The organism is Dyadobacter sp. HNCC25DJ187 (assembly GCF_056895255.1).
The window spans coordinates 165,292-190,737 of record NZ_JBXHAT010000003.1; the positions used below are offsets into that span (position 1 = coordinate 165,292).

Here is a 25,446-nt window from a genome sequence, read left to right on the forward strand (position 1 = left end):
CTTAGGGAATACGATTGAAAATAAAGAGGTCTATAAAAGTCCATTTTGGCGATGCACCTTCTTCCAGTTTTCCACGCTGAATGACGAGTTGATTTTGCTTACGTAGCTCATAAATAATACGTACAGTAGCGTCGTCTTTTTCGAAGAGTGCCTGGTTCTTTTTAGCTTCAATAAAGTTGTACGTGTCTGATACTTCCTTCTCTTCGAGGGCAATCATACCTGGTTTGAAATGTTTCACGTGTGCTACAGGTCCTTTTTCAGTTTGTTCAAAAGCAAAAAGTTCATAAAGTGCAGGCTGGTTATCCTTAATCATGCGGATAAAGCCGGCAATATTATTTCCTTCCGGTGCAGTCCATGAGGCTTCAATAGGCCCGCCATTATACGTGCCTTTCCAACGTCCGTTCAGAAAGCTGATGTCATTCAGCGTGCCTGGTTTTGCAGTTTGTGCATTGCCTTGAACTGCGATGAAGGCGGAAAATACCGTCAGTAATAGAAATTTTGTAATGCTGGTCATATGGATTTAGTGATTTAAATGCCGTGCAAGTTAGCAGAATATCTGTTTTGGAGAACTGTGATTAAAAGCAAAAAAGGCCGCTCCTGAACGGACGGCCTTTAAATTGCTTATATTTTTGAGTTAGTATGCTCTTTCCAGTTTTCCCTCGTGCGAGTTAGCAAATGCTTTATTCACCACTTTGTTTCCTCCCATTGTAGGATAATTGCCAGTGAAATACCAATCTCCAAGGTGAAGAGGGCAAGCTTTATGCAAATTTTCAACTGTCTGGAAAATGACAGAAACTTCTGCATTTAAGTCTTTCGGGCGAATGATCTGAGCTATTTTATCAGATACCTCCTGATCAGTAAAAGGCTCATACAATGCCTTTACATAATTGGTATGATACGGATTTTTAGTCGCTATAGATGTTACACTTTGTGTATATACGTCTTCCAGCAGATGATCCAGATCGCGTTCTTCAAGTAGTTTCAATACGGCACGGAAGGCTACAAAATCCTTCATTCTTGACATATCAATACCATAACAGTCAGGGAATCGGATTTGCGGAGCGGATGATACCACTACAATCTTTTTCGGATTAAGGCGATCAAGCATCGTGAGGATACTTTTTTCCAGTGTTGTACCGCGTACAATGGAATCATCAATAATCACGACCGTGTCCACGTTTTTCTTTACTACTTCAAATGTAGTATCGTATACACTCGACACCATATCATCACGAAGTGCATCGGCTGTGATGAATGTCCTTGACTTCACATCCTTTGTGACGAGTTTTTCAATCCTTGGACGGAAAGACAATACACGTTCAAGGTCTTCTTCAAAAAGAATACCGTCCATAATCGCTTGTTTCCGCTTTTTGGCCAAGTATTCTTCCAGTCCTTCAATCATACCTAAAAATGCTGTCTCTGCAGTATTCGGTATGTAGGAGAAAATGGTATTTTCGAGATCGTAGTTAATTTCCTCGAGGATTTGAGGAATGAGCAGTTTGCCAAGCTGTTTGCGTTCGTAATAAATATCCGGATCTGTCCCTCTTGAAAAATAGATACGTTCGAAACTGCATGAACGTTTTTCAAGACGTGGTAAAATAGGGAATTCGTTGTATTCACCGTGTTTGTCGATAATCAGCGCAGAACCCGGTGTGATTTCTTTGATCTGGCCATAGTCTACATTGAAAGCAGCTTTGATCGCTTGTTTTTCGCTCGCTACTACTACCACTTCGTCATCGGCGTAATAAAATGCAGGACGAATACCCGCCGGATCACGAATTACAAAAGAAGCTCCATAACCTGTAAGACCGCACATAGCATAACCGCCGTCGAAATCGCGACATGAGCGGTGAAGCACACGCTGAAGGTCAAGATTTTCTTCAATCACATCTGACAATACAGGGTTTTCGTAAATTCCCTTAAATCTGTCAAATACTCTTTGGTTTTCTTCATCAAGGAAATGTCCAATTTTTTCCATGACCGTAACAGTGTCCACTTTTTCCTTTGGATGCTGTCCCAGTGATACCAGCTTTCCAAAAAGCTCATCAACATTGGTCATGTTAAAATTTCCAGCCATAACCAGGTTTCTACTGCGCCAGTTGCTTTGACGAAGCATCGGGTGGCAGTTCTCCACTTCATTGGTTCCATGTGTACCATAGCGAAGATGTCCCAGCCATACTTCACCTGTAAAAGCAAGGTTTTCCTGAAGCCACTGCCCATCGCTTACGCGATCTCTGTTATTTTTTAACCCCTTTCGGAATTTTTTATGAATCTTGGAAAAAATATCCGTAAGTGCCTGAGGTTCTACGGATCTGTATCTGCTGATGTATCTTTTACCTGGCGGGACATCGATCTTAATGTTCGCAACACCCGCACCATCCTGACCCCGGTTTACCTGTTTTTCCATCATTACAGACAACTTATGCACCGCGTATAGTGGCGTATCGTATTTGTCTATGTAGTGTTGATATGGTTTTCGAAGTCTAATCAGTGCAATACCACACTCATGCTTGATAGCGTCGCTCATGGGAAGAATAATATGTTAGAAATAGATCCGTTTGCTGTTTGCAAAGCTTATTCCTTTTTAATATTTGGTTAACGATTTAAAGACCTTTTTTAGTTCGTTAAGGAAGACAAAGATATGAATCCTTTCTCTTAAAAATATTCAAACCGGTCGTATTTTTAAAGGTTCTAAGCCGATGGCCGTCGAGAGGCTATTAGTAAGATTTCTGCAGGTGTGGTTTTAATTATAGAAATCAGTACTGCCAATTGTCCTAAATTTGGTTTTAATCCGAAAACGATGCTGCATAAGACAAGAGGCATTGCCCTCAGTTATATTAAATATAAAGAGTCTTCAATCATTGCGAAGATATATACGGAGTTATTTGGGGTACAGACGTACATCATTAATGGTGTAAGAAGTAGTAGCGCGAAAACCAACCGTATTGCATTATTTCAACCATTGACACTACTTGATATGGTGGTGTATCATAAAGGAAAGCAGGATGAAATACATCGTATATCTGAAATAAAGTGTTACCACCCTTTCAAAACACTTCCCTACGAAGTATTGAAATCAAGTCTGGCGCTTTTCATTACGGAAATATTGGTAAAGTCTCTTAAAGAAGAAGAAGAGAACCAGCCATTATTCTATTTTCTGGAACAATCGGTTCTCTATCTGGACGAGGCAGAAGAAGGTTTTGAAAACTTTCACATTCAGTTTATGTTACAACTGGCTTCTTATCTGGGATTTGGTGTGGAAACACAGAAAGATCTGGAGCGGGAGATTCACAGTCATCATTTCCCACAAATAGGTGATGCTATTGAACTGGCAGCCATGGGGCGAATGATTGCTGAAAATTATGGAACTGTTATTTCACTTGATCGGGCGCGTCGTATATCCATTCTGGAGAAAGTACTTTTTTTCTTCAAAATTCATATGGAAGGACTTGGTGAAATTCGCTCACTGGATGTCTTGAAGGAGGTATTGAAGTAAGGGAATGATCCGTATGAAAGGAGTGGCATAATTTTGTTGCATTTTAAATAAACCAATCAGACCAAAAGAATGAAAAATTTACTGCTCTTGATCTTATGTGTAACCTCAGTAATGGCTCACAGTCAACCGCCAAAGGGTGCCTGGAAGTCTCAGGAACCAACAGGCAGTACGTCTATGATGATCGTTGCTGATAATTATTTATCAATAGCATCATTCAGCGTTGGGAATAAATATTTTGAACGAGCTGAAGGTGGGGCATTTACGATGGATGGAGATAAAATGACCTACACGCCAGAATTTAATTCTGCAGATACAGCCAAAATCGGGGTTCCAATCATATTCACAATTACTAAGAAGGACGGAATTCTAACGATGAAATATGAAGAGGCGATGGTTTGGATGAAGGTGGATGAAGCTGCTGATGCCGCTATGGCAGGTGCCTGGCATATAACGGAAAGAGCTAACAACGGAGAGGGTGAGTTGATTAAAATTCATCAGGAAGGAACAAGAAAAACTTTAAAACTGCTTTCCGGGACCAGATTTCACTGGTTCGCTATTGATCCGGGGGTAAAGGGTTTTTATGCAACCGGTGGAGGAACTTATACTGCAAAGAATGGTAAGTACACGGAGAAAATTGAATTTTTTTCAAAGGATAATAACCGCGTAGGAACCAGTCTTAGTTTTGGATGGAAGCTCGAAAACGGGCGTTGGGATCACAGCGGAAAGAGCACAGATGGGAAACCTATTCATGAAATATGGGAGAAGGTTCAGTAAAAAATATGGAAGGAGGATGTTATTTAGATTTTTTCAAAATAATTTCTTCAAATGTTTTGAATGATTCTAAATAGGTTATAACTTTGTTTCACTAATCAGATAGATAAAGATGAGCGCGTTGATGTGCATTGAGCCGATAAGTATTACTGACCAAGTGAGTTGTTTCTCGAAGTCTCTGTCAGACGGCGATGAGTGCGTCTTTAAAAAGTGCTGTGAAAAATATAAAAAGAAAGGAAAACACTGTAAAAAGTGTCCTAAAAAATAGGTTTTCCTTAAAGACAATCTAGTAAATACAGTTCATGGTGAATAATTGTAAGAGAGGGAATGCCGGTGAGCGTTCCCTTTTCTATTTTCGCTTTATACGAACTTGCGTTTAAGTTCAAAGTGCTGCCCAAGATAGACACGTCTCACTACTTCGTCTTCTGCAAGTTCTTCCGCAGTTCCTTGTTTCAGAATTTTACCCTCAAATAAAAGGTAAGCACGATCTGTGATAGAAAGCGTTTCGTTTACATTATGATCAGTGATGAGGATGCCTATGTTTTTGTGTTTGAGTTTGGCAACAATACTTTGTATATCTTCCACAGCAATAGGGTCAACACCAGCAAAAGGTTCATCCAGTAGAATAAATTTCGGATCGACAGCCAGCGCACGTGCAATTTCTGTTCTTCTCCGTTCTCCCCCTGAAAGTACCATACCTTTACTTTTTCTTACATGTTGCAGGTGAAACTCTTCCAATAATTCCTCCACTTTCTCTTTTTGCTGTGTTCTGGATAAATCGGTCATTTCCAGCACTGCACGAATATTTTCCTCTACAGTTAATGTACGAAATACTGAAGCTTCCTGAGCGAGGTAACCAAGCCCAAGTCTGGCTCTTTTGTACATCGGAAGACTTGTAATATCCTTGTCATCCAGATACACTTTACCACTGTTGGGCTTTACCAGACCAACGGCCATGTAGAACGATGTAGTTTTACCTGCGCCATTGGGTCCAAGAAGTCCGACAATCTCTCCCTGCTCGACCTGATAACTTACATTATTATTAACCAGCCTGGGGCCATATTTTTTAACCAGATTCTCTGTTTTTAATATCATTGCTTTGTTAGTGCTTACTGCTGGTAGAGGGATGTCAATTGAATTTGATATCCTTAAGAAACAATTGTAACGTTTTTTTATCTCTAAAGTTATTCTCCTCAAGATTGTAGCAAATTGAAAAGGACTTATTGCTCAGTAATTCTTTATAGCATGGTGCCATTCCAAAGCCAATCACTGTAAATGCCGGAGAGTCTCCCTGCTTCACATCAAATTTGATATGCTTTTCCTTCATAATAACAGGATTGCCGGACAACATTACGTCTCTGCTCATAAAAACAGGAGTCATATTCCCTGGTCCGAATGGTCCCATTTGTCTGAGAATATTGTAAAACTTTGGTGTAATACTCGCGAGGCTTAATGGCAGGTCAATATTGATCATCGGTACCAGCTGGTCGGGATGTATTCGACTACTTACAATCTCATTGAATTTTTTACGGAATGCCTCTACATTTTCAACCGGTAGTGTAAGGCCTGCTGCAAAAGTATGCCCCCCGAATTGTTCGAGCAGATCTGAACATTCCTCTATTGCTTCATAGACATCAAACCCTGGTACAGATCGGGCAGATCCCGCTGCTTTCCCATGTGATTGTGTGAGAATAATGGTTGGCCGATGGTATTTTTCTATGCAACGGCTGGCTACAATTCCAATCACACCTTTATGCCAGTCTTCTTTATATAGTACAGTGCTATTTGCGTTTAAAAACCACTCATCGTTTTCAATCATCAATAATGCCTCTTCGGTGATGCTACTGTCGAAATTTCGTCGGTCACTATTATGTTGATTAATTTCTTCTGCGAAGGCATCTGCTTCATCAGTCTCTTCGGATAAAAGTAGCCTGACCGCTTCCTTTGCATGTTTGATCCTGCCCGCTGCATTAATCCTCGGACCTAGTCCAAAAACGACATTCGTAATATCCAGGATTCCCGACATACCTGCAATTTTGATTAATGCCTTGATGCCAACCCGGGGAGAAGAATTGAGACGTAGAAGGCCATAATATGCAAGAATCCGATTTTCGCCTGTAATGGGAACAATGTCAGCTGCAATACTTACTACCAAAAGATCCAGGTATTCAAAAAGAATATTCTGATCGATCTTTTGGTTTATACAAAATGCCTGTAATAACTTGAAACCAACCCCGCATCCGGTCAGTTCTTTATAAGGATAAAGGCAATCTTCACGTTTCGGATCCAGAACTGCTTCGGCCGGTGGAAGCTCGTCGCCTGGTCGGTGGTGATCACATATAATAAAATCGATACCTCTTTTCTTCGCTTCGGTAACTTTGTCAACAGACTTAATGCCACAATCCAGTGTGACTATAAGTGTATAGCCGTTGTGCTTTGCCCAGTCAATGCTTTGCCAGGAAACACCATACCCTTCATTATATCTATCAGGAATATAATAGTCGAGGTGTTGATACATCTTACTGAGAAAACCATAAAAGACAGTTACTGATGTGGTACCGTCAACATCATAATCTCCATAAACCAAGATTTTCTCATCATTCGTTATTGCCTTGACAAGGCGCTGAACGGCAAGATCCATATCCTGCATCAGATAAGGATCATGAAGCTTGGAAAGATCGGGGCGGAAAAACTGTCTGGAATCTTCAAAATCGCGTATACCTCTTTGGGCTAGTAAGGTCGCCAGAGCCGAATCAATTTTCAGAGATTCAGTCAGTTGGTTTACTATAAGAATTTGCTCAGGAGTAAGGTCAGGGTAGTTTATCCAGCGTTTGTCAATCATACCACAAAGATAATGTTAATATATAATGTGTGCAGTAAAATATGGCTTAGTGAAGCCCATAGGGGGAAAGCTAATCGAAAGGTCTTATCTTTGCAAGTAATTAGTTTTAATTAACATATAAGATGCCACGTCTGTTAGCAATCGATTACGGTGCAAAACGAACAGGTCTTGCTGTAACGGATCCTTTGCAAATTATCGCAACGGCTTTGGAAACAGTCAGGACACACGACCTGATGGATTTCCTTAAAATTTATAAGGAGAAAGAGGTTGTAGAAGGATTTATTGTAGGAATGCCTCGCAAGCTTGACAATACTGAAAGTGAGAATGCACCCAGGGTCCGGTCGTTCGTGAAATTGCTGGAGAAGACTTTTCCGGGCACACCAGTGCATTTGCATGATGAGCGATTCACTTCGTCGATGGCATTACAATCTATGATTGCAAGTGGTTCAAAAAAAAGTGATAGAAGAGATAAAGGTAATATTGATAAAATAAGTGCTACCATTATTCTGCAGTCATTTATGGAAAGCCGACGTTCCTAGTTGTGACTCAACCTGTTTTGTTTACATATTAAAATAGTATATAAGAAAAATGATTTATCCTGTTGTAGCCTACGGCGATCCAATCCTTAGAAAAGCAACCCGTTTTATCGAAAAAGATGAGCTGGATCTCAAAAAGCTGTCTGACGATATGTTTGAAACCATGTATTCAGCTAATGGTGTAGGGCTTGCTGCTCCTCAGATTGGCTTGAACATTCGGGTATTCGTCGTCGATGCGACTCCGTTTAGTGAGAAAGATGAGGAGGATGAGGACGAAGATGTGGATTTGTCACTTGCCGATTTTAAAAAGACGTTCATCAATCCCGAAATATTGGAAGAAACAGGTAAGGAATGGGCTTTTGAAGAAGGTTGCCTGAGTATTCCTGGTATCAGAGGTGATGTATACAGGCCGGAGAAGGTGAGAATACGTTACAGAGATACAGACTGGAATGAATATACCGAAGAATATACCGGTATGGCTGCCAGAATCATACAACATGAATATGATCATTTGCTTGGTAAGTTGTTTGTAGACTATCTGCCAACTTTGAAAAAGCAATTGATCAAAAAAAGATTATCTGATATTATGAAAGGAAATGTAGATGCCGACTATCGGATGAAATTTCCTGGACGCAAATAATTTCTGTTCCTAATGAAACAAACGCTGGCAATAGCCTTAATTCAGGCAGATCTATACTGGGAAGATGTTACGGCTAACTTATCTTCCCTGGAAGAAACGATTGCCACTTTTGACAAACCAGTAGATGTAATTGTACTTCCGGAAATGTTCAATACCGGATTTACTATGAATGTGTCTTTTGCCGAGCCGATGAATCTTACTACCACACGGTGGATGAAGCATATAGCCAGACAGACTGATGCACTCGTTATTGGAAGTTTTGCAGTGCGGGAGAGCGGGAGTTTCTTTAACAGGCTTTTATATATTTTCCCGGATGGCCGCCATGAGTTTTATGATAAGCGCCATCTTTTCCGAATGAGCGAAGAACAAAAAAGCTATTCGAGTGGCAGTTCTACTAAACAGATAATCTGGAAAGGTTGGAATATTCAGGCATTGGTATGCTACGATCTCAGGTTTCCTGTCTGGAGTCGCAATACGGCTGCAAATCCATATGATCTTCTTATATATGTAGCGAACTGGCCCGCCCGACGCGTGAGCGCCTGGAATACTCTATTGAAAGCAAGGGCCATTGAGAACCAAAGTTATGTGATCGGTGTCAACAGGGTTGGTGTGGATGGTCACGGTATTGCGCATAATGGTAATTCTGTTGCTAACGATTTCCTTGGAGAGCCTATGGCTATGTTGGGAGAGATAGCCGGATATAAAATTGTAAACATCTCAAAAGAGCAGCTTACCAGTTACAGGAATTCTTTTCCTGCGTACCTCGACGCCGACAAATTTGAGTTAGTTATTCAATAACCTTGGGTACCATTATATAGGATGTATTTTTAGAAGGAGCATTTGCGAGTGCTTCTTCTCTTAAAAGCGTATTGCTTCCTGCATCCTGACGCCAGTTATTTACTTCGTCCATGACATGAATCAATGGCTCTACCCCATTTGTATTCACCTCGTTAAGTTGTTCCATCCATGAAAGAACGGAGTCCATGCTTTTCAGCAAGGTTGCTTCCTCATCAGGCCTGATCTGTAGGCGGGATAAGTGAGCTATTTTTTGCAAGGATTCCTTATCTATTTTCATTTTCGTGTTAAGAATCTGTTAAGTTCTTGTCTGATATCATTGTGAAAGTCAAAATTATGACATTTTTGTCAATCCTTACCTGCTGGTATCAGTTGAATTTGAAAAACAACGTACCTTATACGTTCATAAAAGCCGGTAAAAGTAATCATATGAAAAGTACAGAATTGAAAGAATATAATTTTTTAGTGGTGTAATTATAGAAATTGGACACAAAAGGGTATTGTTTGGGAAAATAATATTTGCTTTTAATGTCCATTGTTAAAATTTTTTACGCCTTTTGGCCATGGTGTAAAAAATAAGCTATACATGTTGATTTGAAAGAGTGCAATTTTCGTTTGTTTTGAATAGTTGAATATATGGCTGTTTATCAGCATGAATGATGCTTCAGGAGGGATAGGCTTTCTTAATCACATTCTTCAAAATATACAATTATTAAACAATATGAAAAAAAACTGAGCAAAAAAACAGCTGAAAAGCTTGCTTTTTTTTAAAAGGAAAACTCATACTTTTGTGAAAGTCGATAAGATTAAAGATCAACCGAAATTTTATTTTACAAAAGCCAGTTTAAACCAAAACTTTTATTTAATTCACAACCAAAATCTCAATTTAACCTTTAAAAGTAAGTCTGATGGAAAAGAAAGCTACAAGTCCGGCACCAGCACCAAAAGCTGCAGCAGCAGCATCAAAAGGCTCTGGCGGTTTAAATCCGGCATTGGTAATCCCCCTACTATTTGCAATCGCTTTGGCAGTTTACACGTTCGTTCTTGGTGCTCCTGAGCACTTTGTAGACGGCGATCACACAAAAGGCCCGGTTCAAGGTGATTATTTCGGTATTGTTCACGAGGGAGGACCTATTGTACCTGTCTTAATGACATGTTTCTTGGTTGTACTTGTTTTCACAATCGAGCGTATGATTACAATTGGTAAAGCAAACGGAACAGGAAGTATTGATTCATTCGTTCGCAAAATCAAAAGCCTTTTGGATAAAAACCAAATCGACGAGGCTATCAAAGAATGCGACAAGCAAAAAGGATCAGTTGGTAATGTTATCAAAGCTGGTTTGTTGAAATACAAGCAGCTTGCTAACGAAACGCAACTTGATAAAGAGCAAAAACTTGCAGCTCTTCAGAAAGAAGTGGATGAAGCAACTACACTTGAGCTGCCAATGCTTCAGAAAAACCTTACAGTTATTGCAACACTTGCCGGAGCATCTACGCTTATCGCTCTTCTTGGAACGGTACTTGGTATGATTCGTGCATTTGCCGCTCTTGGAGCGTCAGGAGCTTCTGATTCAGGTGCACTTGCAGCGGGTATCTCTGAAGCCCTTATCAACACAGCGATTGGTATCGGTACTTCTGCTATTGCAACGATCTCTTATGCCTACCTGAACAGTCGTGTGGACGACTTGACATACAGTATTGACGAAATTGGCTTGAGCATTCAGCAAAATTTTGCTGCTCATTATTGATAGTTTGAAACTATTAATATATAATTTTCGTTAATATTAAAAAAACTTATATATTTGTAAAACCATGGGAGTAGTTAAGCCTAAGAAACACCCGCCGCATACTGATATGACAGCGATGACGGATGTGGCGTTCTTGCTGCTGACCTTCTTTATCATGACGGCGACCTTTAAAACGAATGATGCGGAGATTACTACTCCAACATCTATTTCGCAGATCAAAGTGCCTGATGATGAGTTGATGGTTATCAGCATTGACAAAGACGGCAAGGTTTACTTTGGCGTAGATGCAAAGCCGACGCGTATTGCAATGTTGGAAAATATTTCGCAAAACAAGGGTATATCATTCACGGATGTTGAAAAAGCAAAGTTTTCTATTCAAACGAGCTTTGGGCTTCCGGTTAACCAGATTAAACCCTGGTTGAATATGCCAAAAGAGCAAATGACTTCTGTAAAGCAACCTGGTATTCCTACCGATTCAACAGGGACCAGCGAACTTGCAGACTGGGTTTATGCCGCAAGAAAGGCGAATCCTAATTTGAGAATTGCATTGAAAGGTGATAACATAGCTAAGTTTCCTAAATTCAAGGATGTGCTTGCTAATCTTCAGTCGCAAAATATCAATAAGTTTTCTCTGATTACTGGAAGCGAGGATGCTCCTGCAGGTTTCAAAGAGTAGAATAAAAGAGTAACTGTTTCACTTTTAAAGTTATAACATGGCAGCTATTGAAGAATCCGGTGGCGGTGGTGGTAAAGGTGATGGTAAGGTTAGAGGTAAAAAGATGTCAACAAGGGTCGACATGACCCCCATGGTGGATCTTGGATTTCTACTGATAACCTTCTTCATGCTTGCCACTACGATGAGTAAGCCAACGGCAATGTCTGTATTCTTTCCTGATAAACAGGATAAGACGGAAGAGGAGCAAACCGAGCCATTGAAAGCATCAAAAGTATTGACACTGTTTATGGGTGCGAACGATGATGTGTATTATTTGGATGGTATTTCCGCAGACGATGACAATGCACAGGCTTCTCTTAAAACAACCCGCTATGGTGCGGAATTAAGAGATGTAATTTTTGCTTCGCAGAAGCGTATCAACGCAGCGAATCCTAAGGATGATAAAGGGAATGAGGCATTTGTGGTTGTAATTAAACCAACGGATGTATCTTCTTACAAAAACATGGTGGATGTATTGGATGAGATGGCTATTACCAAATCAAAAAGATATGCACTTGTTGATAATCTGACGGATGCGGAGAAGAAAGTTCTTGGAGACAAGATCAAACCAAAAAATTAATTTTAACAATCATAATTAAATCGCCATGGCAGAAGTTAGCCCGAATGCGACACTGGATGATATAGTGTTTGCAAATCGTAATAAGGCGTATGGAGCATTTTCACTTCGCAAGGGTTACCGTGCAGATGTGACAAAAGCTACTTTAATTGGTGCTGCACTCTTTCTTATGGCGATGTTTTCTCCAGCTATCATCAGCAAATTTGCTAGTGAGGAAAAGGAAGAGTTAGTAGAAGTTGAAGTGGATTTAATGAAAATGCCACCACCGCCTATTGATCCGGCAGAACCACCACCACCACCGCCGCCGCCGATTGAGCAGCCTAAGGTGAACACGGTGAAGTTCCTTCCTCCTGAGGTTAAGAAGGATGAAGAAGTTCCTGAAGAAACGCCTCCGCCAACAGTAGAGGAAATTAAAGAAGCTGTTGTTGCTAATAAAACGATCGAAGGAGATCCTAATGCAAATGAAATCATTGTAGCTCCGGAAGCGGTAGCTGCACCTAGTAAAGGAACAGTGGTTGAAGCAGCACCGGAGCCTGAGAAAGTCTTTACAGTGGTTGAGCAACAGCCTGAATTTCCCGGAGGTACTTCCGAAATGTACAAGTATCTTGGTAAAAACATCAAGTATCCAAGTGCAGCTTCACGTGCCAACGTATCAGGACGTGTATTTATGTCTTTCGTTGTTAATATAGATGGAAGTATTCAGGATGTACAGGTATTGAAAGGACTAGGTTTTGGTTGCGATGAGGAAGCTATTCGTGTTGTGAAAGCAATGCCGAAATGGAAACCTGGGAAACAGTCAGGACGTGCGGTTCGAGTAAAATATAACCTTCCTATCAACTTCCAATTGGAGTAACTCATGAAGGAAACACCATTGCATGAGAAGGTCATCGATCTGGTCTCTGTGCTAATGGCTCTGATATACGTGGGAGGAGGGATCTTTTTGATCTTCTCCTCCTCGTCTTTTAACTTCTTACCTATTACAAATGTGCAGAAGTATGCACTGGCTGGCACACTTATTTTGTACGGAATATTTCGTGGCTACCGAGTTTGGAAGAGACAAAAACAATCAGATTAAGCCATGAAGACCGTATATAAAGCAGCAGTTTCACTCATTGCAGGGGCAGTCATCTACGCCTGCACAGGTGGAAATGAAAGTAGCCAGGTGGATAATCCACGCAGAGGTTCTGTCACCATATCTGCTGATGAGTCTTTTAAGCCACTGGTGGACGGACTAACCAAGGCATATGAAGGTATTTATCCTGAATCACATTTCAATGTGAATTATCTTCCTGAACAGGAAGCGGTATTACAACTTTTACAGGATAGCGCAAGGTTGATTATCGCAACCCGTAAGCTGACGGAAAAGGAAAGTGACATCATGAAACAGCAGAAGGGATACATCAAATATCAGCATATTGCTATAGACGGTCTTGCATTAGTTGCCAGCAAAGCAAATTCTGACAGCTTAATCACGATGTCGGAACTTCGGGCAATATTGGAAGGTAAGATAACAAATTGGTCGCAATTGCCAGGTAGTAATCAGACGGGGTTGATCACGTTGGTATTTGATGATGTAAATGCCAGCAACCTTAACTTTGTCAGGAGTAAATTTGGACTCAAAGACATTAAGAATTTGCGCATCATTGCTTCGGGCTCTAATGAAAAGGTGATAGAGGACGTACGTAGTAACCCATTACACCTGGGCTTTATTGGAGTCAATTGGATCAGTGACGGACATTCTCTTAAAACACATGAATTATCGGAAGGACTAAATGTGTTTGGGATATCACAGAAGGACAAACCGGATTCTCTTTCAAGTTATTATCAACCATTTCAGGCAGGTCTGGAATTTAAAAACTACCCGCTCTCCCGGGATGTTTACATCATCAGCAGAGAGGAGTATTCTGGACTAGGAGGAGGGTTGATGACTTACATTGCGAGGGATGTAGGAGGTTTGATCATTCAGAAAATGGGATTAATTCCCATGATTCGATATCCCCGGCAAGTGGAGATAAGGACAGGCAAAAATTTTTAATGAATTTCATACAATTTTTCACATTTGGACTTGTTTATTGAGAGACCAAATTTTTTATCATTAAATTAACCGGGTAAAAAATGAACAGAAACATGAGAATGAAAGTAGTTGCGTTTGTATTTAGTGTCTTAGCATTTATTAATGTGCAGGCACAAACAGTTCAGGATGGGTTGGCTTTGATTCATACCGAAAGATTCAATGAGGCAGGAGAACTGTTTAAGAAACTGGCTGAAGGGACTCCTTCTGCGGACAATCAATATTATCTAGGTTATTATTATGTAAAAACCGATAAATTGGATGAAGCGCAAAAGGCTTTCGAAAAAGGAATCGAATTGGATAGCAAGTCATATTTGAATCAAGTTGGTTTGGGTACAGTGGCGTTAGGTAAAGGAGATAGAGCCAAAGCAAAAGAATACTTCGATACAGCAGAAAAGAAAAATAAGAAAAATGCTGAAACGTTGTACAGAATTGGCGAAGCGTATACCTTGTTCGAGAAAAACAACGATCCGGCTGAAGCGATACGTTTGCTAGATGAGGCAGTTAAGAGGGATAAGAATCTTGCTGATGCATACATTGCAAAAGGAGATGCTTTAATGCTTCGTAACGAAGGTGGTGCTGCGGTAACAGCATACGAATATGCTTTGACTGCCAAACCAAACTATGCTGTTGCACACAACCGTATCGGACAGATTTACCTTCGTGGTAAAAATTACAATCTTGCTTTAGAGAATTATAAGAAGGCAATTGAAGCTGATCCAAACTTTGGCCCTGCATATAAAGACTTAGCTGAATTGTATTTCTTAGGTCAAAAGTATAAGCAAGCGGCTGAAAACTTCGATTTATTCATGGAAAAAAGCGGAACTACTGACCCTGAATTGAAGTTGCGTGCTGCACAATTTGCATTTACAGCTGATGATTATGCGAAATCATTACAGTTGCTGCAAAGTGTAGATGGTCAAATCAACAATCCAATTACAAAGCGTATGTACGGTTGGTCTTATTTCAAGACTAACGAGGCTGACAAGGCCATTAACAGCCTGGAAGAATTCATAAAAGTTGCTCCTGAAAAAGTTATTGGTGATGATTACAAATATCTTGGACGTGCATATAATCTGAAAGCAACTGCAGATGGAAAGCCATATGATTCAACAGGAGTTGTGTACATCATGAAAGGTGCTGAATTGGATACCAATAAAGCTGAGGCAGCTACAACATTTAAGGAAGTTGCAAATCTTTACTATGGTGCTAAAGACTATGATAATGCGATCTTAGCTTACGAAAAAGGTATTCCTTTGGATACAGCTGCAAAATCGCTTATAAATGATTATTACTACCTGGGTCTTTCTTATTTCCAGAAAGCAACAAGAACGATTGCAGAAGGGGCTGATAGCGCAAATATTGCTCTTGAAAAGAGAGAATTGAATATGAAAGCAGATTCCATCTTCGGTATTGTAACTACCAAATCACCTGAATGGCCTTATGCTTATTACTGGAGAGGTGTGGCTTTGTATAACGCCTATGACAGACAAGAGAATGTGGACAAAGGAATTTCTGCCCCTCACTATGCTAAGTTTGCAGAGCTAGCTGAGAAAGATACTTCTGACCAGTCTAAATATAAAGGTTTCTATAGAATCGTTTATCCATACTTGGCATTCTATTCTCAGACCACACTGAAAGATGAAGCAAAATCCAAAGAATATTGGAATAAGCTACTTACAGCGGATCCTGACAACGTAAATGCTAAGGAAGCTCTTGGTTTGGCTGCTGCAGCTCAACCAGCCGCTGCTGCTCCTGCGAAAAAGAAGTAGGTAGTGTAATCCAAAATGAAAGAAGCCTTACCGGATAAACCGGTAAGGCTTCTTTCATTTTAAAACTGTTGCTATCTTAAGGATGAAGATTGTAAAAAGCAATTATTCAATACCGGTAAATAGACACTGCTATAATGTTCATAACACCAGAGCTGTAGTCTTTTAACTTCAGCTGGCATCAACATTCTAATGGCTTTCTTTAACTCCTTTTCAAACAATCTGCGGTCAAAACTTACTTTTTGCAGAATAATTTTAATGTATTCAAGCATGGAGGCCATAGTATTACGTAGTTTTGTGGTTCAGGATTGCCATACATGAAGTATAAGCATTCATAAGTATTAGTGTGGATGTTTCTAATAAAGCTAACGAAAAATCTCAATGAAATTATATGTAATATTAAATATAATTTTGTGTTTTTTAAATATTTCTTTTGCTCAGGATTTAACTTCGCAAGCGGTTATCGAAATTGGGAAGAATGAATTATCTATTAATGATCCATTTATAATATCGGTTGTAGTAAAAGATATTGAAAACAGGCCACCGGTGATATTTCCTGACATTAAAGGCCTGGAGAAGCGGAGTAAATCTGCCACGAGCAGCATTAATACCATTGACGGAAATAAGGTTTTTATTCAAACTATAAGCCAGGAATATTACGCAGATAAGATTGGAGTATATCAGATTCCGGATTTTATTGTGTTGATCAACGGGGTAAAAGTGAAGTCTGACGGGTTACGCGTATCGTTTGGCCTGGAAAGAGGGGCCGGTATGGAAGAAACAGAAGAAGAGCAATATACTCCGGATGTAGATTTAAATGGTGAGGATGTCTTTTTTTCGGTGAAAGCTAATAAAAAGAGTGTTTATGTAAGAGAGGGGTTTTCCTTAGGCATCTCATTGTATATAGCTGAATCGGCTCCAGTACAGATGGAATTTTATGAATTCAACAGGCAATTGCAGGATATATTGAAAAAACTCAGACCTGCAAATTGCTGGGAAGAGAATGTAGGTATAGAAGAAATCGTAAAGCGCCAGATTCGCATCAAAGGGAAAAAGTATACGGAATATAACATGTACCAGGCACAGTTGTTCCCGATTACTACGCAGGATGTTATTTTGCCTTCAGTAAGTCTTAGCATGCTGATAGTTGATAATAAAAGTGCTGTGAATGTGCAACACAAGGTTATAAAATCGTTTAAATCCAAAGCATCAATAGTACGGGTAAGAGCATTACCACCTCACCCTTTAATGGATCAGATCGCGGTTGGGAGATATAGTCTTTCGGAGAAACTTTCCAGTCCACTTGTTTACCCCGGGGAAAGTGTAAGGTATGAATTTAAAATTCAGGGTATAGGAAATATTGCGGCTATTCCCGCACCGGTTACAGAAGTGAATTCCGCATTGGACTTCTACCCGCCTGATAGAAACCAGGAGATAAAGCGAAGCTATAATCAGGTTTCCGGACAAATGACATTCGATTATTTTGTTGTCCCAAGAAAGGATGGAGTCTTTCCCTTAAACAGGTATTTTCAATGGATTTACTTCGATCCGGTAAGAGAGCGTTATGACACTTTGCGCTCCGCAAAGAAATTACAGGTGAAAGGGGAGGATTATAAGCTAGGCAATATATCTTTGAGTGGTTCTGCAGGTTTGTATGATAATTTGGAAGGGTTAAATACTACCCGAACCAGTTTCAGCTATAAGGATTTTTTTAAAAATTTAACCAATGTAGTGGTCATTGTATTGGTAATGGCTATGTTTTGGGTATTCAGAAAGTAGATATAAAATGGGAAGTACGTACGGCAAAATATTTAAAATAGCCACATTCGGAGAGTCACATGGCGCAGGAATTGGAGTAATTATTGAGGGGTGTCCCGCAGGAGTTTCCTTCGATACTGATTTTATTCAGTCCGAACTGACCAGAAGAAAGCCAGGGCAATCAAGAATTACCACACAGCGTAAAGAGGCAGATGAATTTGAAGTTCTTTCGGGAGTATTTGAAGGTGTAACAACAGGAACACCTATTGCCATGCTCATCAGAAATGAAGATCAGAGAAGCAAGGATTACTCTCATATTGCTGCTCAATTTCGTCCGTCTCACGCAGATTATACTTATCAGGCTAAATACGGTGTTCGCGACTATCGTGGCGGAGGTCGTAGTTCGGCTCGTGAAACTGCAGCGCGTGTAGCCGCTGGTGCGCTTGCGAAACTAATTCTCGCCAGTGAAGGAGTGAAAATTCAGGCTTATGTATCTCAGGTCGGGAAACTCAAATTAGAAACGTACTATAAAGAGCTGGACCTCAATGAAACCGAGAACAATGCAGTACGCTGTCCGGATCCGGAATTGGCGGAAAAAATGTTTGAGTATATTGATGGTATCCGAAAACAAGGTGATTCAATTGGAGGTGTGGTGAGCTGTGTGGCACAGGGAGTTCCTGCGGGCTGGGGAGAGCCAGTTTTCGATAAGTTGCACGCTGAGCTTGGAAAAGCCATGTTGAGCATTAATGCAGTCAAAGGCTTTGAGTATGGAAGCGGCTTTGATGGTGTTGCTATGCTGGGATCAGAGCACAACGATGCTTTTTTTATAGGTGACAGTGAGGTACATACCCGTACCAATTACTCGGGAGGAATTCAGGGTGGAATCTCCAATGGTGAAGATATCTATTTCAAAGTAGCATTTAAACCTGTTGCTACCATTATGCAGGATCAGGAAAGTGTGGATCAGCACGGTGAAATTGCTATCGTACAAGGCAAAGGTCGCCACGATCCATGCGTAGTTCCCAGAGCGGTACCTATCGTTGAAGCGATGGCCGCCTTGGTACTGGTCGATTTTTACTTGAGAAATAAAACCAGCAAGGCATGATCAGGCAGTTTAAATGCCGGATTTCTTTGTTGCTCTTCATATGCATTTTTTCAGCTTTAAATAGCTTCTCGCAGAATCGATATACGTTCGAAAGGGGGTTGATGGGATCTCCTTTCAGAATCATTTTATATGCTTCTAATGACTCCTTGGCTAATTTGGCTGCTGAAAGTGCTTTTAAGCGAATTGAAGATCTGAACACTTCTCTTAGTGATTATAGAGATGATAGTGAAATTAATCATGTTTCTGCCCAATCTGGTACGACAAATTGGTTACCGGTTAGTAAAGATCTTTTTGATATTTTGTATATATCTGATCGCATCAGTAGGAAAACGGATGGTGCGTTCGATGCCACATTAGGCCCGATTGTGCAGGAATGGAGAAGAGCAACCCGAAAGGGGTATCTGCCAGGGAAAAAAGCGATTGATGAAGCCTTAGCTAAAACCGGATACAGAAACATTCGGTTTGATAAATCCCGAAACCGGATTAAACTTCTCAAAACAGGTATGCGCCTTGACATTGGAGGTTTGGGCAAAGGATTTGCCGCTGACGAAGCCGTAAAGGTTTTAAAACAATATGGGATTACCAGTGCCATGATTGATGCTGGAGGGAAATTAGCCCTGATGGATCCGCCGCCCGGAGAGGAAGGTTGGAAAATCGTAATTTCAACGGGTAAAGATTCGATTCAGACAATTATTTATTCCAATGTCGGTATAGCTACATCTGGGCCAACTTACCGTTATCTGGAATACGAAGGCAAGAAGTACTCGCATATTGTAGATCCTAAAACAGGAATAGGGCTGTTATTCCATCTTCGGACGACAGTCATATCTCCGAATGCAACAGAAGCAGATGCACTGGCTACAGCATTCAGCGTTTCCGGAATAAAAAAAGGGAAGAAATACCTGAACAAGTTTCCTGACAACAAGGTATGGCTGGTGGAACAGAAAGATGCTAAAGAGGAAAGCTGGAATACGATTCAATAAAAAAACCGGGAGTAACGACAAGTGCTCCCGGTTTTTTATTGCTAAATAAAGTCTGTCAGTTAAATGACCACCGTTTTACCTGGTACAGCAACAGGATATAATCCATCAGGACCAGGCATGATTTTAGGATTTGCGTCCCATGCAAGCTTGTCAGGAAACAGATTAATGTCCGAATTAAGTGCTTCGTTCCACGTAATCAGTTTTCCTGAATAGGTTGCCATGCGTCCCATAATAGCGGTCATGGTACTCTTCGCAGCATTCTCGGCATCAGCAAACTTATATTCTCCTTTTGCGAGCGCTGCAAACAATTCGTCGTGCTCTACCTGATAGGGGTTACCATCACCTTTTGCATCATGCTGGTAAATCACACCACCTTTATAATCTTTCAGAATCGTTTTGTTTCCGTCGAAGCTGTCAATACGTCCTTTGGTTCCTACAAACGCTTCATCCACACGATTCCAGGTACCTTCAAACTGGCGGCATTGGCTTGATATTGTAGTGCCATCAGCATATACCATATCAAGTATGTGGTGATCGAAAATCTCACCATAGGCTTTTCCTGTACGCACCTGGCGTCCGCCGGTGCCCTGGATAGATACGGGGTAGCTGCCTTTCACCCAGTTGGCCACATCAATATTGTGTACGTGCTGCTCAGAAATATGATCCCCGCACAGCCAGTTAAAGTAATACCAGTTTCTCATCTGATATTGCATTTCGGTTTGGTTAGCCTGGCGTTCTTTCATCCACGGACTATTTCCTACCCAGTAAACCTGTCCGCCTACAATGTCGCCTATGGCGCCATCCTGAATCCTTTTAATGGCCTGCAAATAGTTATTTTGATAATGACGTTGCAAACCGACAACGACATTCAGCTTCTTTTTCTTAGCTTCCTCTGCAACCTGGAGCACTTTACGTATACCCGGAGCATCTGTAGCCACCGGTTTTTCCATGAAAATGTGCTTATTATTTTTCACCGCTTCCTCGAAATGCGAAGGACGGAAGCCGGGAGGCGTTGCCAGAATGACTACATCCACATCTTTAAGTGCAATAGCCTTTTTGAAAGCATCAAAACCTACGAACTTGCGATCATCAGGAACGTTTACTTTTAGCTTAGTGTCTACAGCCGCGCCCGAAGCATTTTTATACTTTTTTTGAGTCAGGCTATTGTATGCCTGGTCAAGTCTGTCTTTAAACGCATCGGCCATTGCTACGATCTGAACGTTTTGTGTCGTGCTCAATGCCTGAGCCGCAGCCCCTGTTCCGCGTCCACCGCAGCCAATAAGGGCAACTTTAATAGTTTCGTCTACAGCACTGTTAAAGCCGTGTCCTTTCAAAGGATTCAATAAAGCAGTACCAGCAAACAAACTGGAAACTTTAAGGAAATCACGTCGATTTTGTTCCATAATTATTAGAGATTAAGAGTTTTTTAGGTTTTTCAATAGTCTTCAATCAGTGGTGGATTATAGTATGCTTTGATCTCTTCAGCCGAAGGTACTTTTACAGGGCGTACCAAACGGAAACCTACAAAAGAAGCACTTGTCATCCACCATTCGCTTTTAGGTAATTGCGGATCTAATACCTTCCACTCAGGTTTTGAAGGAGTACGTGCCGCACTTCTCAAATTGTCCGGTTCGTCGTCCCATGAGCCACCTCTTGCGGTGGTTGGATATAGTTCCGTTACAGGTGCAAAAGCCTCTCCTTTCGGTTTTTTAGCATAATAGTCGGGTATATACTGGTCCAGCGTCCACTCCATCACATTACCGTGCATGTCATAAAGTCCCCATGCATTAGGCTTTTTCTGCCCGATTTTTTTATACGATGCATCACTGTTTTTAGTAAACCATGCGTATTCTCCCAATTTGGAAGCATCATCACCGAACGAATATGCCGTTGTACTTCCGGCACGGCACGCATATTCCCATTCAGCTTCTGTAGGAAGGCGGTAAAACACACCTGTCTTTTCATATAACCACTTGCAAAAATGAATGGCTGCATATTGCGTCATATTAATAGCAGGGTAACCTTCACGGCCCATACCAAAAGACATATCAACATATGGAGGACTAGGTCTTGTACTGGCGTCGGTTTTGGCAACGCTTTTTTCAGGATCCGGGTGGCGCAATGCCATTTCCTTTTCCATATTTTTGAAAGCGTACAAATCATATATATCCCAGATCACTTCATACTTCCCAATCCAGAAGGGTTCAAGTTTCACTTTGTGCTGGGGACCTTCGTCGTCGCGACGACTTTTTTCAGTTTTTGGGCTTCCCATGGTATACTCACCACCAGGAATAGCTACCATATCATAAACCTGAGCGCTACCACCAATTTTTTGTGTGTAATTTTTGAAATCAGCTTTCTGGGCAATGGCATTGGAAAAAATCAAAGATGGGATTAGGTAAAGGAATTTTTTGTACATGATTAACAATGTGTTCTATGGAACATTATAACAAAATAGAAGGAGCAATATTATGGTATTTACCGTATGAAACCGAATTTTTTCTTTGATGTTTAATATCTGTTCTAACTTTGTGACACAGAATTATAAATTTGATTATGAATTACCTTTCAGCAGAAAATGTGGCCAAGTCTTTCGGAGATAGATGGCTGTTTAAAAATATAAGTTTTGGTATCAGCAGAGGAGATAAAATTGCATTGATCGGAACCAACGGAACCGGCAAAACAACATTTCTGAATATCCTTACAGGAAAAATTCCTACCGATGAGGGATCTGTGAGTGTACGGAAGGACATTCGTGTCGGATATCTGGATCAGAGTCCCTCTTTCGATGAGTCATTGCCCATCCTGGAAGTCATATTCTCGTCCAATAATCCGGTTGCTCAAACTGTGAAAAAATATGAGCACGCCATCGAAACAGATAACCACGACGAACTGGCATCTGTGATGGAAGATATGGACAAGTACAATGCATGGGATTTTGAATACAGAACGAAGGAGGTTTTGGGGCGCTTAGGTATTCACAACACCGAAAATCTGTATGGAACACTTTCCGGAGGACAGCGTAAGCGGGTAGCTTTAGCTAAAATTCTTCTCGAAGATCCGGAGTTGTTGATTTTGGATGAACCAACCAACCACCTTGACCTTGCTACTGTGGAATGGCTTGAAGAATACCTCAATACGTCGAATACCACGATTTTGGTGGTAACGCACGACAGATACTTCTTGGATACGGTTTGTAATCAGGTGCTTGAACTGGATCACGGATCGGCGTATAGCTATAAAGGGAATTATTCGTATTTTCTCGAAAAGAAGGCTGAGCGTGAGGAAATGGAAGCAGCAGGTATTGAAAAGGCAAGAAACCTGATGCGTAAGGAGCTCGATTGGATCCGTCGTCAGCCCAAAGCCAGAGGAACAAAGGCAAAATACCGTGTAGATGCTTTTGAAGAGCTAAAAGAGAAGGCAAGCCAGAAGAAGTTCGATGTGCAGATGGAGCTCAATGTTCGTACTTCAAGATTGGGAAGTAAGATCATTGAGATGGAGAACGTCAGCAAAGGATTTGGTGACCGCCAATTGATCAAAAATTTCGAATATACTTTCCGCAGAGGTGATAGAATTGGAATTGTAGGTCAAAACGGTATGGGTAAATCAACTCTGCTGAATATGATCACGGGAGAATTGCAGCCGGATTCAGGTAAAATTGATACCGGAGAAACTGTTCAGTTTGGCTATTATAAGCAGTCCGACCTTGTTTTTAATGAAAGTCAGCGTGTGATTGATATAGTCAAAGATGTGGCGGAAGTCGTTCAGCTCGGTACAGGAGAAACGGTAACTGTAACGAACCTGCTTCAGGCATTTTTGTTCTCACCATCCAAACAATATGATTTTATTTCGAAGCTGAGCGGAGGAGAAAAGCGTAGGTTACAGCTTCTTCTTATATTGATCAAACAGCCTAATTTCCTGATTCTGGATGAGCCTACCAATGATCTGGATATCGCGACGTTGAACGTACTGGAAGAGTTCCTTTTTAATTTTTCAGGATGTTTGCTCATCGTTTCCCACGACAGGTATTTCCTTGACAGACTTGTAGAGCATATCTTCGTATTTGAAGGAGAGGGGCGTATCAGTGATTTTCCAGGGAATTATACTGAACTGAGAGACTATCAGGATATACAGGAAGCAGAAAAAAAACTCGCTGAATCAGGAAAAGCTTCCAAGCCAGAACCGGTTGCTGCACCAGTAGCAGCTCCAAAAGTTGAGGCACCGGCAAAACGGAAATTAAGTTTCAAAGAGCAGCGAGAACTGGAAACGCTGGAAGTTGAAATGGCTCAGATAGAGAAGAAAAAAACACAGTTGCTTGATAAAATCAACAAGGGTGGGTCTCATGTAGAGGTAACCAACTGGTCTATGGAAATTGAAGCTCTGACAAACAGCCAGTCGGAGAAGGAAATGCGTTGGCTGGAACTTTCGGAAAGTTTGTGACATGCATCCGACAACTAAAGATGTTAACCCATAATAACCTCATCATATGAATTCGATCACGGAGTTTTTTCAATATATACTCAATTCAGAGGAGATCATCCGCACTGGTGGATTAATGGTTATTACCTTTATTGTTTTCGCTGAGAACGGTTTATTTTTTGCTTTTTTCCTTCCCGGGGATTATCTCGTTTTTTTAGCCGGCGTATTTTGTGGGACAGGCATTTTAGATGTACCTATCGGAATTCTGCTCATTTGCATGATCACCGCAGCGATTCTGGGCTCATTGGTAGGCTACATTTTTGGGAAGTATTTTGGAGATATATTTGAGAACCGGCCGGATTCCCTGTTTTTCAAAAAGAAACATTTGGAGACGACGAGAAAGTATTTTGATAAATATGGGAGCAGAACTTTAATCGTGAGTCGTTTTCTTCCGATTGTCAGAACATTTGCTCCCATTTTAGCAGGACTCGTACGGATGCCTTTTGTTTCGTTTTTGATTAATAATGTTTCTGGTGCGATTATATGGATATTGCTTCTAACAGGAGGCGGTTATCTTTTTGGAGAACGATTCCCTAACATTGTCAACTATGTTGAATACATAATTATTTTCTTCCTGGCTATTACTACATTCACCGTAATTAAAGGATATTTGAATGCAAGAAAAGAAGTGAACTAGCTTTGTTCCTCTTCCCTGAACCATCCGGAATACGTGATGTAGTTATTGGCAGTCCTGTCAATAGCTGCATTTAGTTCCGGCGAAACATCTTTCAGGTATTTTGCCGGATTACCTGCATAAATTGTCCCCGGGGGAACTTTGGTACCCTGGGTAACAATTGCTCCCGCCGCTACAATAGAGCCTGTGCCAATGACGGCTCCGTCCATGACAATAGAACCCATACCAATTAAGACATGGTCTTCAATGGTACAGCCGTGAACTATTGCATTATGAGCAACAGAAACATAATTCCCTATTGTCGTTTCAAAACGTTGATAGGTGCAGTGAATGACAGCTCCATCCTGAACATTCGAATAATTACCAATACGGATGCTGTTCACATCACCACGGATTACGGCATTGAACCATACTGTACAATTCTCTCCCATTTCTACATCTCCTACAATGGTAGCATTTTCTGCAAACCAGCAATCTTTTCCAAAGGCAGGACTCTTTCCACGAACAGACTTGATTAAAGGCATAAT

26 protein-coding genes are annotated in these 25,446 nt (G+C 40.9%); 17 read left to right on the forward strand and 9 right to left on the reverse strand.

Annotated elements, in window-relative coordinates; translation table 11 throughout:
* Nucleotide 1 precedes the first annotated feature (1 nt).
* Together AC1XUE_RS21965 and AC1XUE_RS21970 are read right to left on the reverse strand one after the other, a co-directional pair.
* On the reverse strand, nucleotides 2-514 hold the full coding sequence (locus AC1XUE_RS21965; protein WP_483358162.1) for a DUF6265 family protein: 513 nt from the start codon (nucleotides 512-514) through the stop codon (nucleotides 2-4).
* 120 nt (nucleotides 515-634) lie between these two features.
* Entirely contained in the window at nucleotides 635-2,527 is a 1,893-nt protein-coding gene (locus AC1XUE_RS21970) for an amidophosphoribosyltransferase (RefSeq protein WP_483358163.1), read from the reverse strand.
* 273 nt (nucleotides 2,528-2,800) lie between these two features.
* Between AC1XUE_RS21970 and recO the strand changes: the two genes are divergently transcribed.
* Complete coding sequence (recO, locus tag AC1XUE_RS21975; RefSeq protein WP_483358164.1) at nucleotides 2,801-3,496, forward strand: DNA repair protein RecO; 696 nt, start codon at nucleotides 2,801-2,803, stop codon at nucleotides 3,494-3,496.
* Between the two features lie 69 nt (nucleotides 3,497-3,565).
* Nucleotides 3,566-4,270 (forward strand): hypothetical protein, encoded by a 705-nt coding sequence (locus tag AC1XUE_RS21980; RefSeq protein ID WP_483358165.1) that lies wholly within the window; start codon nucleotides 3,566-3,568, stop codon nucleotides 4,268-4,270.
* A gap of 357 nt (nucleotides 4,271-4,627) precedes the next feature.
* Here AC1XUE_RS21980 and lptB read toward each other — a convergent pair whose 3' ends face one another.
* Both lptB and recJ read right to left on the reverse strand, forming a co-directional pair.
* The gene (lptB, locus tag AC1XUE_RS21985; protein WP_483358166.1) at nucleotides 4,628-5,362 is read right to left on the reverse strand and encodes an LPS export ABC transporter ATP-binding protein; all 735 of its coding nucleotides are present in this window, start codon (nucleotides 5,360-5,362) and stop codon (nucleotides 4,628-4,630) included.
* A gap of 34 nt (nucleotides 5,363-5,396) precedes the next feature.
* Nucleotides 5,397-7,109, reverse strand: coding sequence for a single-stranded-DNA-specific exonuclease RecJ (gene recJ / locus AC1XUE_RS21990; RefSeq protein ID WP_483358167.1), 1,713 nt, complete (start codon nucleotides 7,107-7,109; stop codon nucleotides 5,397-5,399).
* A 122-nt stretch (nucleotides 7,110-7,231) separates the two neighbouring features.
* Between recJ and ruvX the strand changes: the two genes are divergently transcribed.
* The 3 genes from ruvX to AC1XUE_RS22005 are packed head-to-tail and all read left to right on the forward strand — an operon-like array spanning nucleotide 7,232 to nucleotide 9,083.
* Nucleotides 7,232-7,648: a Holliday junction resolvase RuvX gene (ruvX, locus tag AC1XUE_RS21995; RefSeq protein WP_483358168.1), complete on the forward strand. Its 417-nt coding sequence runs from the start codon at nucleotides 7,232-7,234 to the stop codon at nucleotides 7,646-7,648.
* Nucleotides 7,649-7,697: 49 nt separating this feature from the next.
* The gene (gene def / locus AC1XUE_RS22000; protein ID WP_483358169.1) at nucleotides 7,698-8,285 is read left to right on the forward strand and encodes a peptide deformylase; all 588 of its coding nucleotides are present in this window, start codon (nucleotides 7,698-7,700) and stop codon (nucleotides 8,283-8,285) included.
* Between the two features lie 12 nt (nucleotides 8,286-8,297).
* Nucleotides 8,298-9,083 (forward strand): amidohydrolase, encoded by a 786-nt coding sequence (locus tag AC1XUE_RS22005; RefSeq protein WP_483358170.1) that lies wholly within the window; start codon nucleotides 8,298-8,300, stop codon nucleotides 9,081-9,083.
* Here the strand turns inward: AC1XUE_RS22005 and gatC are convergent.
* The gene (gene gatC / locus AC1XUE_RS22010) at nucleotides 9,073-9,360 is read right to left on the reverse strand and encodes an Asp-tRNA(Asn)/Glu-tRNA(Gln) amidotransferase subunit GatC (protein ID WP_483358171.1); all 288 of its coding nucleotides are present in this window, start codon (nucleotides 9,358-9,360) and stop codon (nucleotides 9,073-9,075) included. The genes AC1XUE_RS22005 and gatC overlap by 11 nt on opposite strands.
* 628 nt (nucleotides 9,361-9,988) lie before the next feature.
* Here gatC and AC1XUE_RS22015 point away from each other — a divergent pair.
* From AC1XUE_RS22015 to AC1XUE_RS22045, 7 genes are all read left to right on the forward strand, one after another.
* Nucleotides 9,989-10,828, forward strand: coding sequence for a MotA/TolQ/ExbB proton channel family protein (locus tag AC1XUE_RS22015; protein WP_115832354.1), 840 nt, complete (start codon nucleotides 9,989-9,991; stop codon nucleotides 10,826-10,828).
* 64 nt (nucleotides 10,829-10,892) lie between these two features.
* Nucleotides 10,893-11,504, forward strand: a complete 612-nt coding sequence (locus AC1XUE_RS22020) for an ExbD/TolR family protein (RefSeq protein ID WP_483358172.1) — start codon at nucleotides 10,893-10,895, stop codon at nucleotides 11,502-11,504.
* A 37-nt stretch (nucleotides 11,505-11,541) separates the two neighbouring features.
* Entirely contained in the window at nucleotides 11,542-12,123 is a 582-nt protein-coding gene (locus AC1XUE_RS22025; RefSeq protein WP_483358173.1) for an ExbD/TolR family protein, read from the forward strand.
* A 25-nt stretch (nucleotides 12,124-12,148) separates the two neighbouring features.
* A complete protein-coding gene (locus AC1XUE_RS22030; protein WP_483358174.1) occupies nucleotides 12,149-12,973 on the forward strand; it encodes an energy transducer TonB in 825 nt (274 codons plus the stop codon).
* 3 nt (nucleotides 12,974-12,976) lie between these two features.
* Nucleotides 12,977-13,195: a hypothetical protein gene (locus AC1XUE_RS22035; RefSeq protein WP_483358175.1), complete on the forward strand. Its 219-nt coding sequence runs from the start codon at nucleotides 12,977-12,979 to the stop codon at nucleotides 13,193-13,195.
* Between the two features lie 3 nt (nucleotides 13,196-13,198).
* Complete coding sequence (locus tag AC1XUE_RS22040; RefSeq protein ID WP_483358176.1) at nucleotides 13,199-14,155, forward strand: PstS family phosphate ABC transporter substrate-binding protein; 957 nt, start codon at nucleotides 13,199-13,201, stop codon at nucleotides 14,153-14,155.
* Nucleotides 14,156-14,235: 80 nt separating this feature from the next.
* Entirely contained in the window at nucleotides 14,236-15,963 is a 1,728-nt protein-coding gene (locus AC1XUE_RS22045; RefSeq protein WP_483358177.1) for a tetratricopeptide repeat protein, read from the forward strand.
* A gap of 71 nt (nucleotides 15,964-16,034) precedes the next feature.
* On the opposite strand, the gene AC1XUE_RS22050 is transcribed toward AC1XUE_RS22045, so the two are convergent.
* Complete coding sequence (locus AC1XUE_RS22050; RefSeq protein WP_483358178.1) at nucleotides 16,035-16,241, reverse strand: hypothetical protein; 207 nt, start codon at nucleotides 16,239-16,241, stop codon at nucleotides 16,035-16,037.
* Nucleotides 16,242-16,371: 130 nt separating this feature from the next.
* On the opposite strand from AC1XUE_RS22050, the gene AC1XUE_RS22055 reads away from it, so the two are divergent.
* Genes AC1XUE_RS22055 through AC1XUE_RS22065 form a run of 3 tightly spaced genes read left to right on the forward strand, consistent with a single transcriptional unit; the run spans nucleotide 16,372 to nucleotide 19,806 of the window.
* Nucleotides 16,372-17,739, forward strand: a complete 1,368-nt coding sequence (locus tag AC1XUE_RS22055) for a BatD family protein (RefSeq protein WP_483358179.1) — start codon at nucleotides 16,372-16,374, stop codon at nucleotides 17,737-17,739.
* Between the two features lie 7 nt (nucleotides 17,740-17,746).
* Entirely contained in the window at nucleotides 17,747-18,823 is a 1,077-nt protein-coding gene (aroC, locus tag AC1XUE_RS22060; protein WP_483358180.1) for a chorismate synthase, read from the forward strand.
* Complete coding sequence (locus AC1XUE_RS22065; RefSeq protein WP_483358181.1) at nucleotides 18,820-19,806, forward strand: FAD:protein FMN transferase; 987 nt, start codon at nucleotides 18,820-18,822, stop codon at nucleotides 19,804-19,806. Before aroC ends, AC1XUE_RS22065 begins: the two co-directional genes overlap by 4 nt.
* 59 nt (nucleotides 19,807-19,865) lie before the next feature.
* Here AC1XUE_RS22065 and AC1XUE_RS22070 read toward each other — a convergent pair whose 3' ends face one another.
* A complete protein-coding gene (locus AC1XUE_RS22070; protein ID WP_483358182.1) occupies nucleotides 19,866-21,209 on the reverse strand; it encodes a Gfo/Idh/MocA family protein in 1,344 nt (447 codons plus the stop codon).
* A 32-nt stretch (nucleotides 21,210-21,241) separates the two neighbouring features.
* Nucleotides 21,242-22,225, reverse strand: coding sequence for a formylglycine-generating enzyme family protein (locus tag AC1XUE_RS22075; protein ID WP_483358183.1), 984 nt, complete (start codon nucleotides 22,223-22,225; stop codon nucleotides 21,242-21,244).
* A gap of 137 nt (nucleotides 22,226-22,362) precedes the next feature.
* Here AC1XUE_RS22075 and AC1XUE_RS22080 point away from each other — a divergent pair, with 137 nt between their 5' ends.
* Entirely contained in the window at nucleotides 22,363-24,246 is a 1,884-nt protein-coding gene (locus AC1XUE_RS22080; protein WP_483358184.1) for an ABC-F family ATP-binding cassette domain-containing protein, read from the forward strand.
* Between the two features lie 46 nt (nucleotides 24,247-24,292).
* Nucleotides 24,293-24,922, forward strand: a complete 630-nt coding sequence (locus AC1XUE_RS22085; protein ID WP_483358185.1) for a DedA family protein — start codon at nucleotides 24,293-24,295, stop codon at nucleotides 24,920-24,922.
* On the opposite strand, the gene AC1XUE_RS22090 is transcribed toward AC1XUE_RS22085, so the two are convergent.
* On the reverse strand, nucleotides 24,919-25,443 hold the full coding sequence (locus tag AC1XUE_RS22090) for a gamma carbonic anhydrase family protein (RefSeq protein ID WP_483358186.1): 525 nt from the start codon (nucleotides 25,441-25,443) through the stop codon (nucleotides 24,919-24,921). The two genes, AC1XUE_RS22085 and AC1XUE_RS22090, sit on opposite strands and share 4 nt — an antisense overlap.
* Nucleotides 25,444-25,446 lie beyond the last annotated feature (3 nt).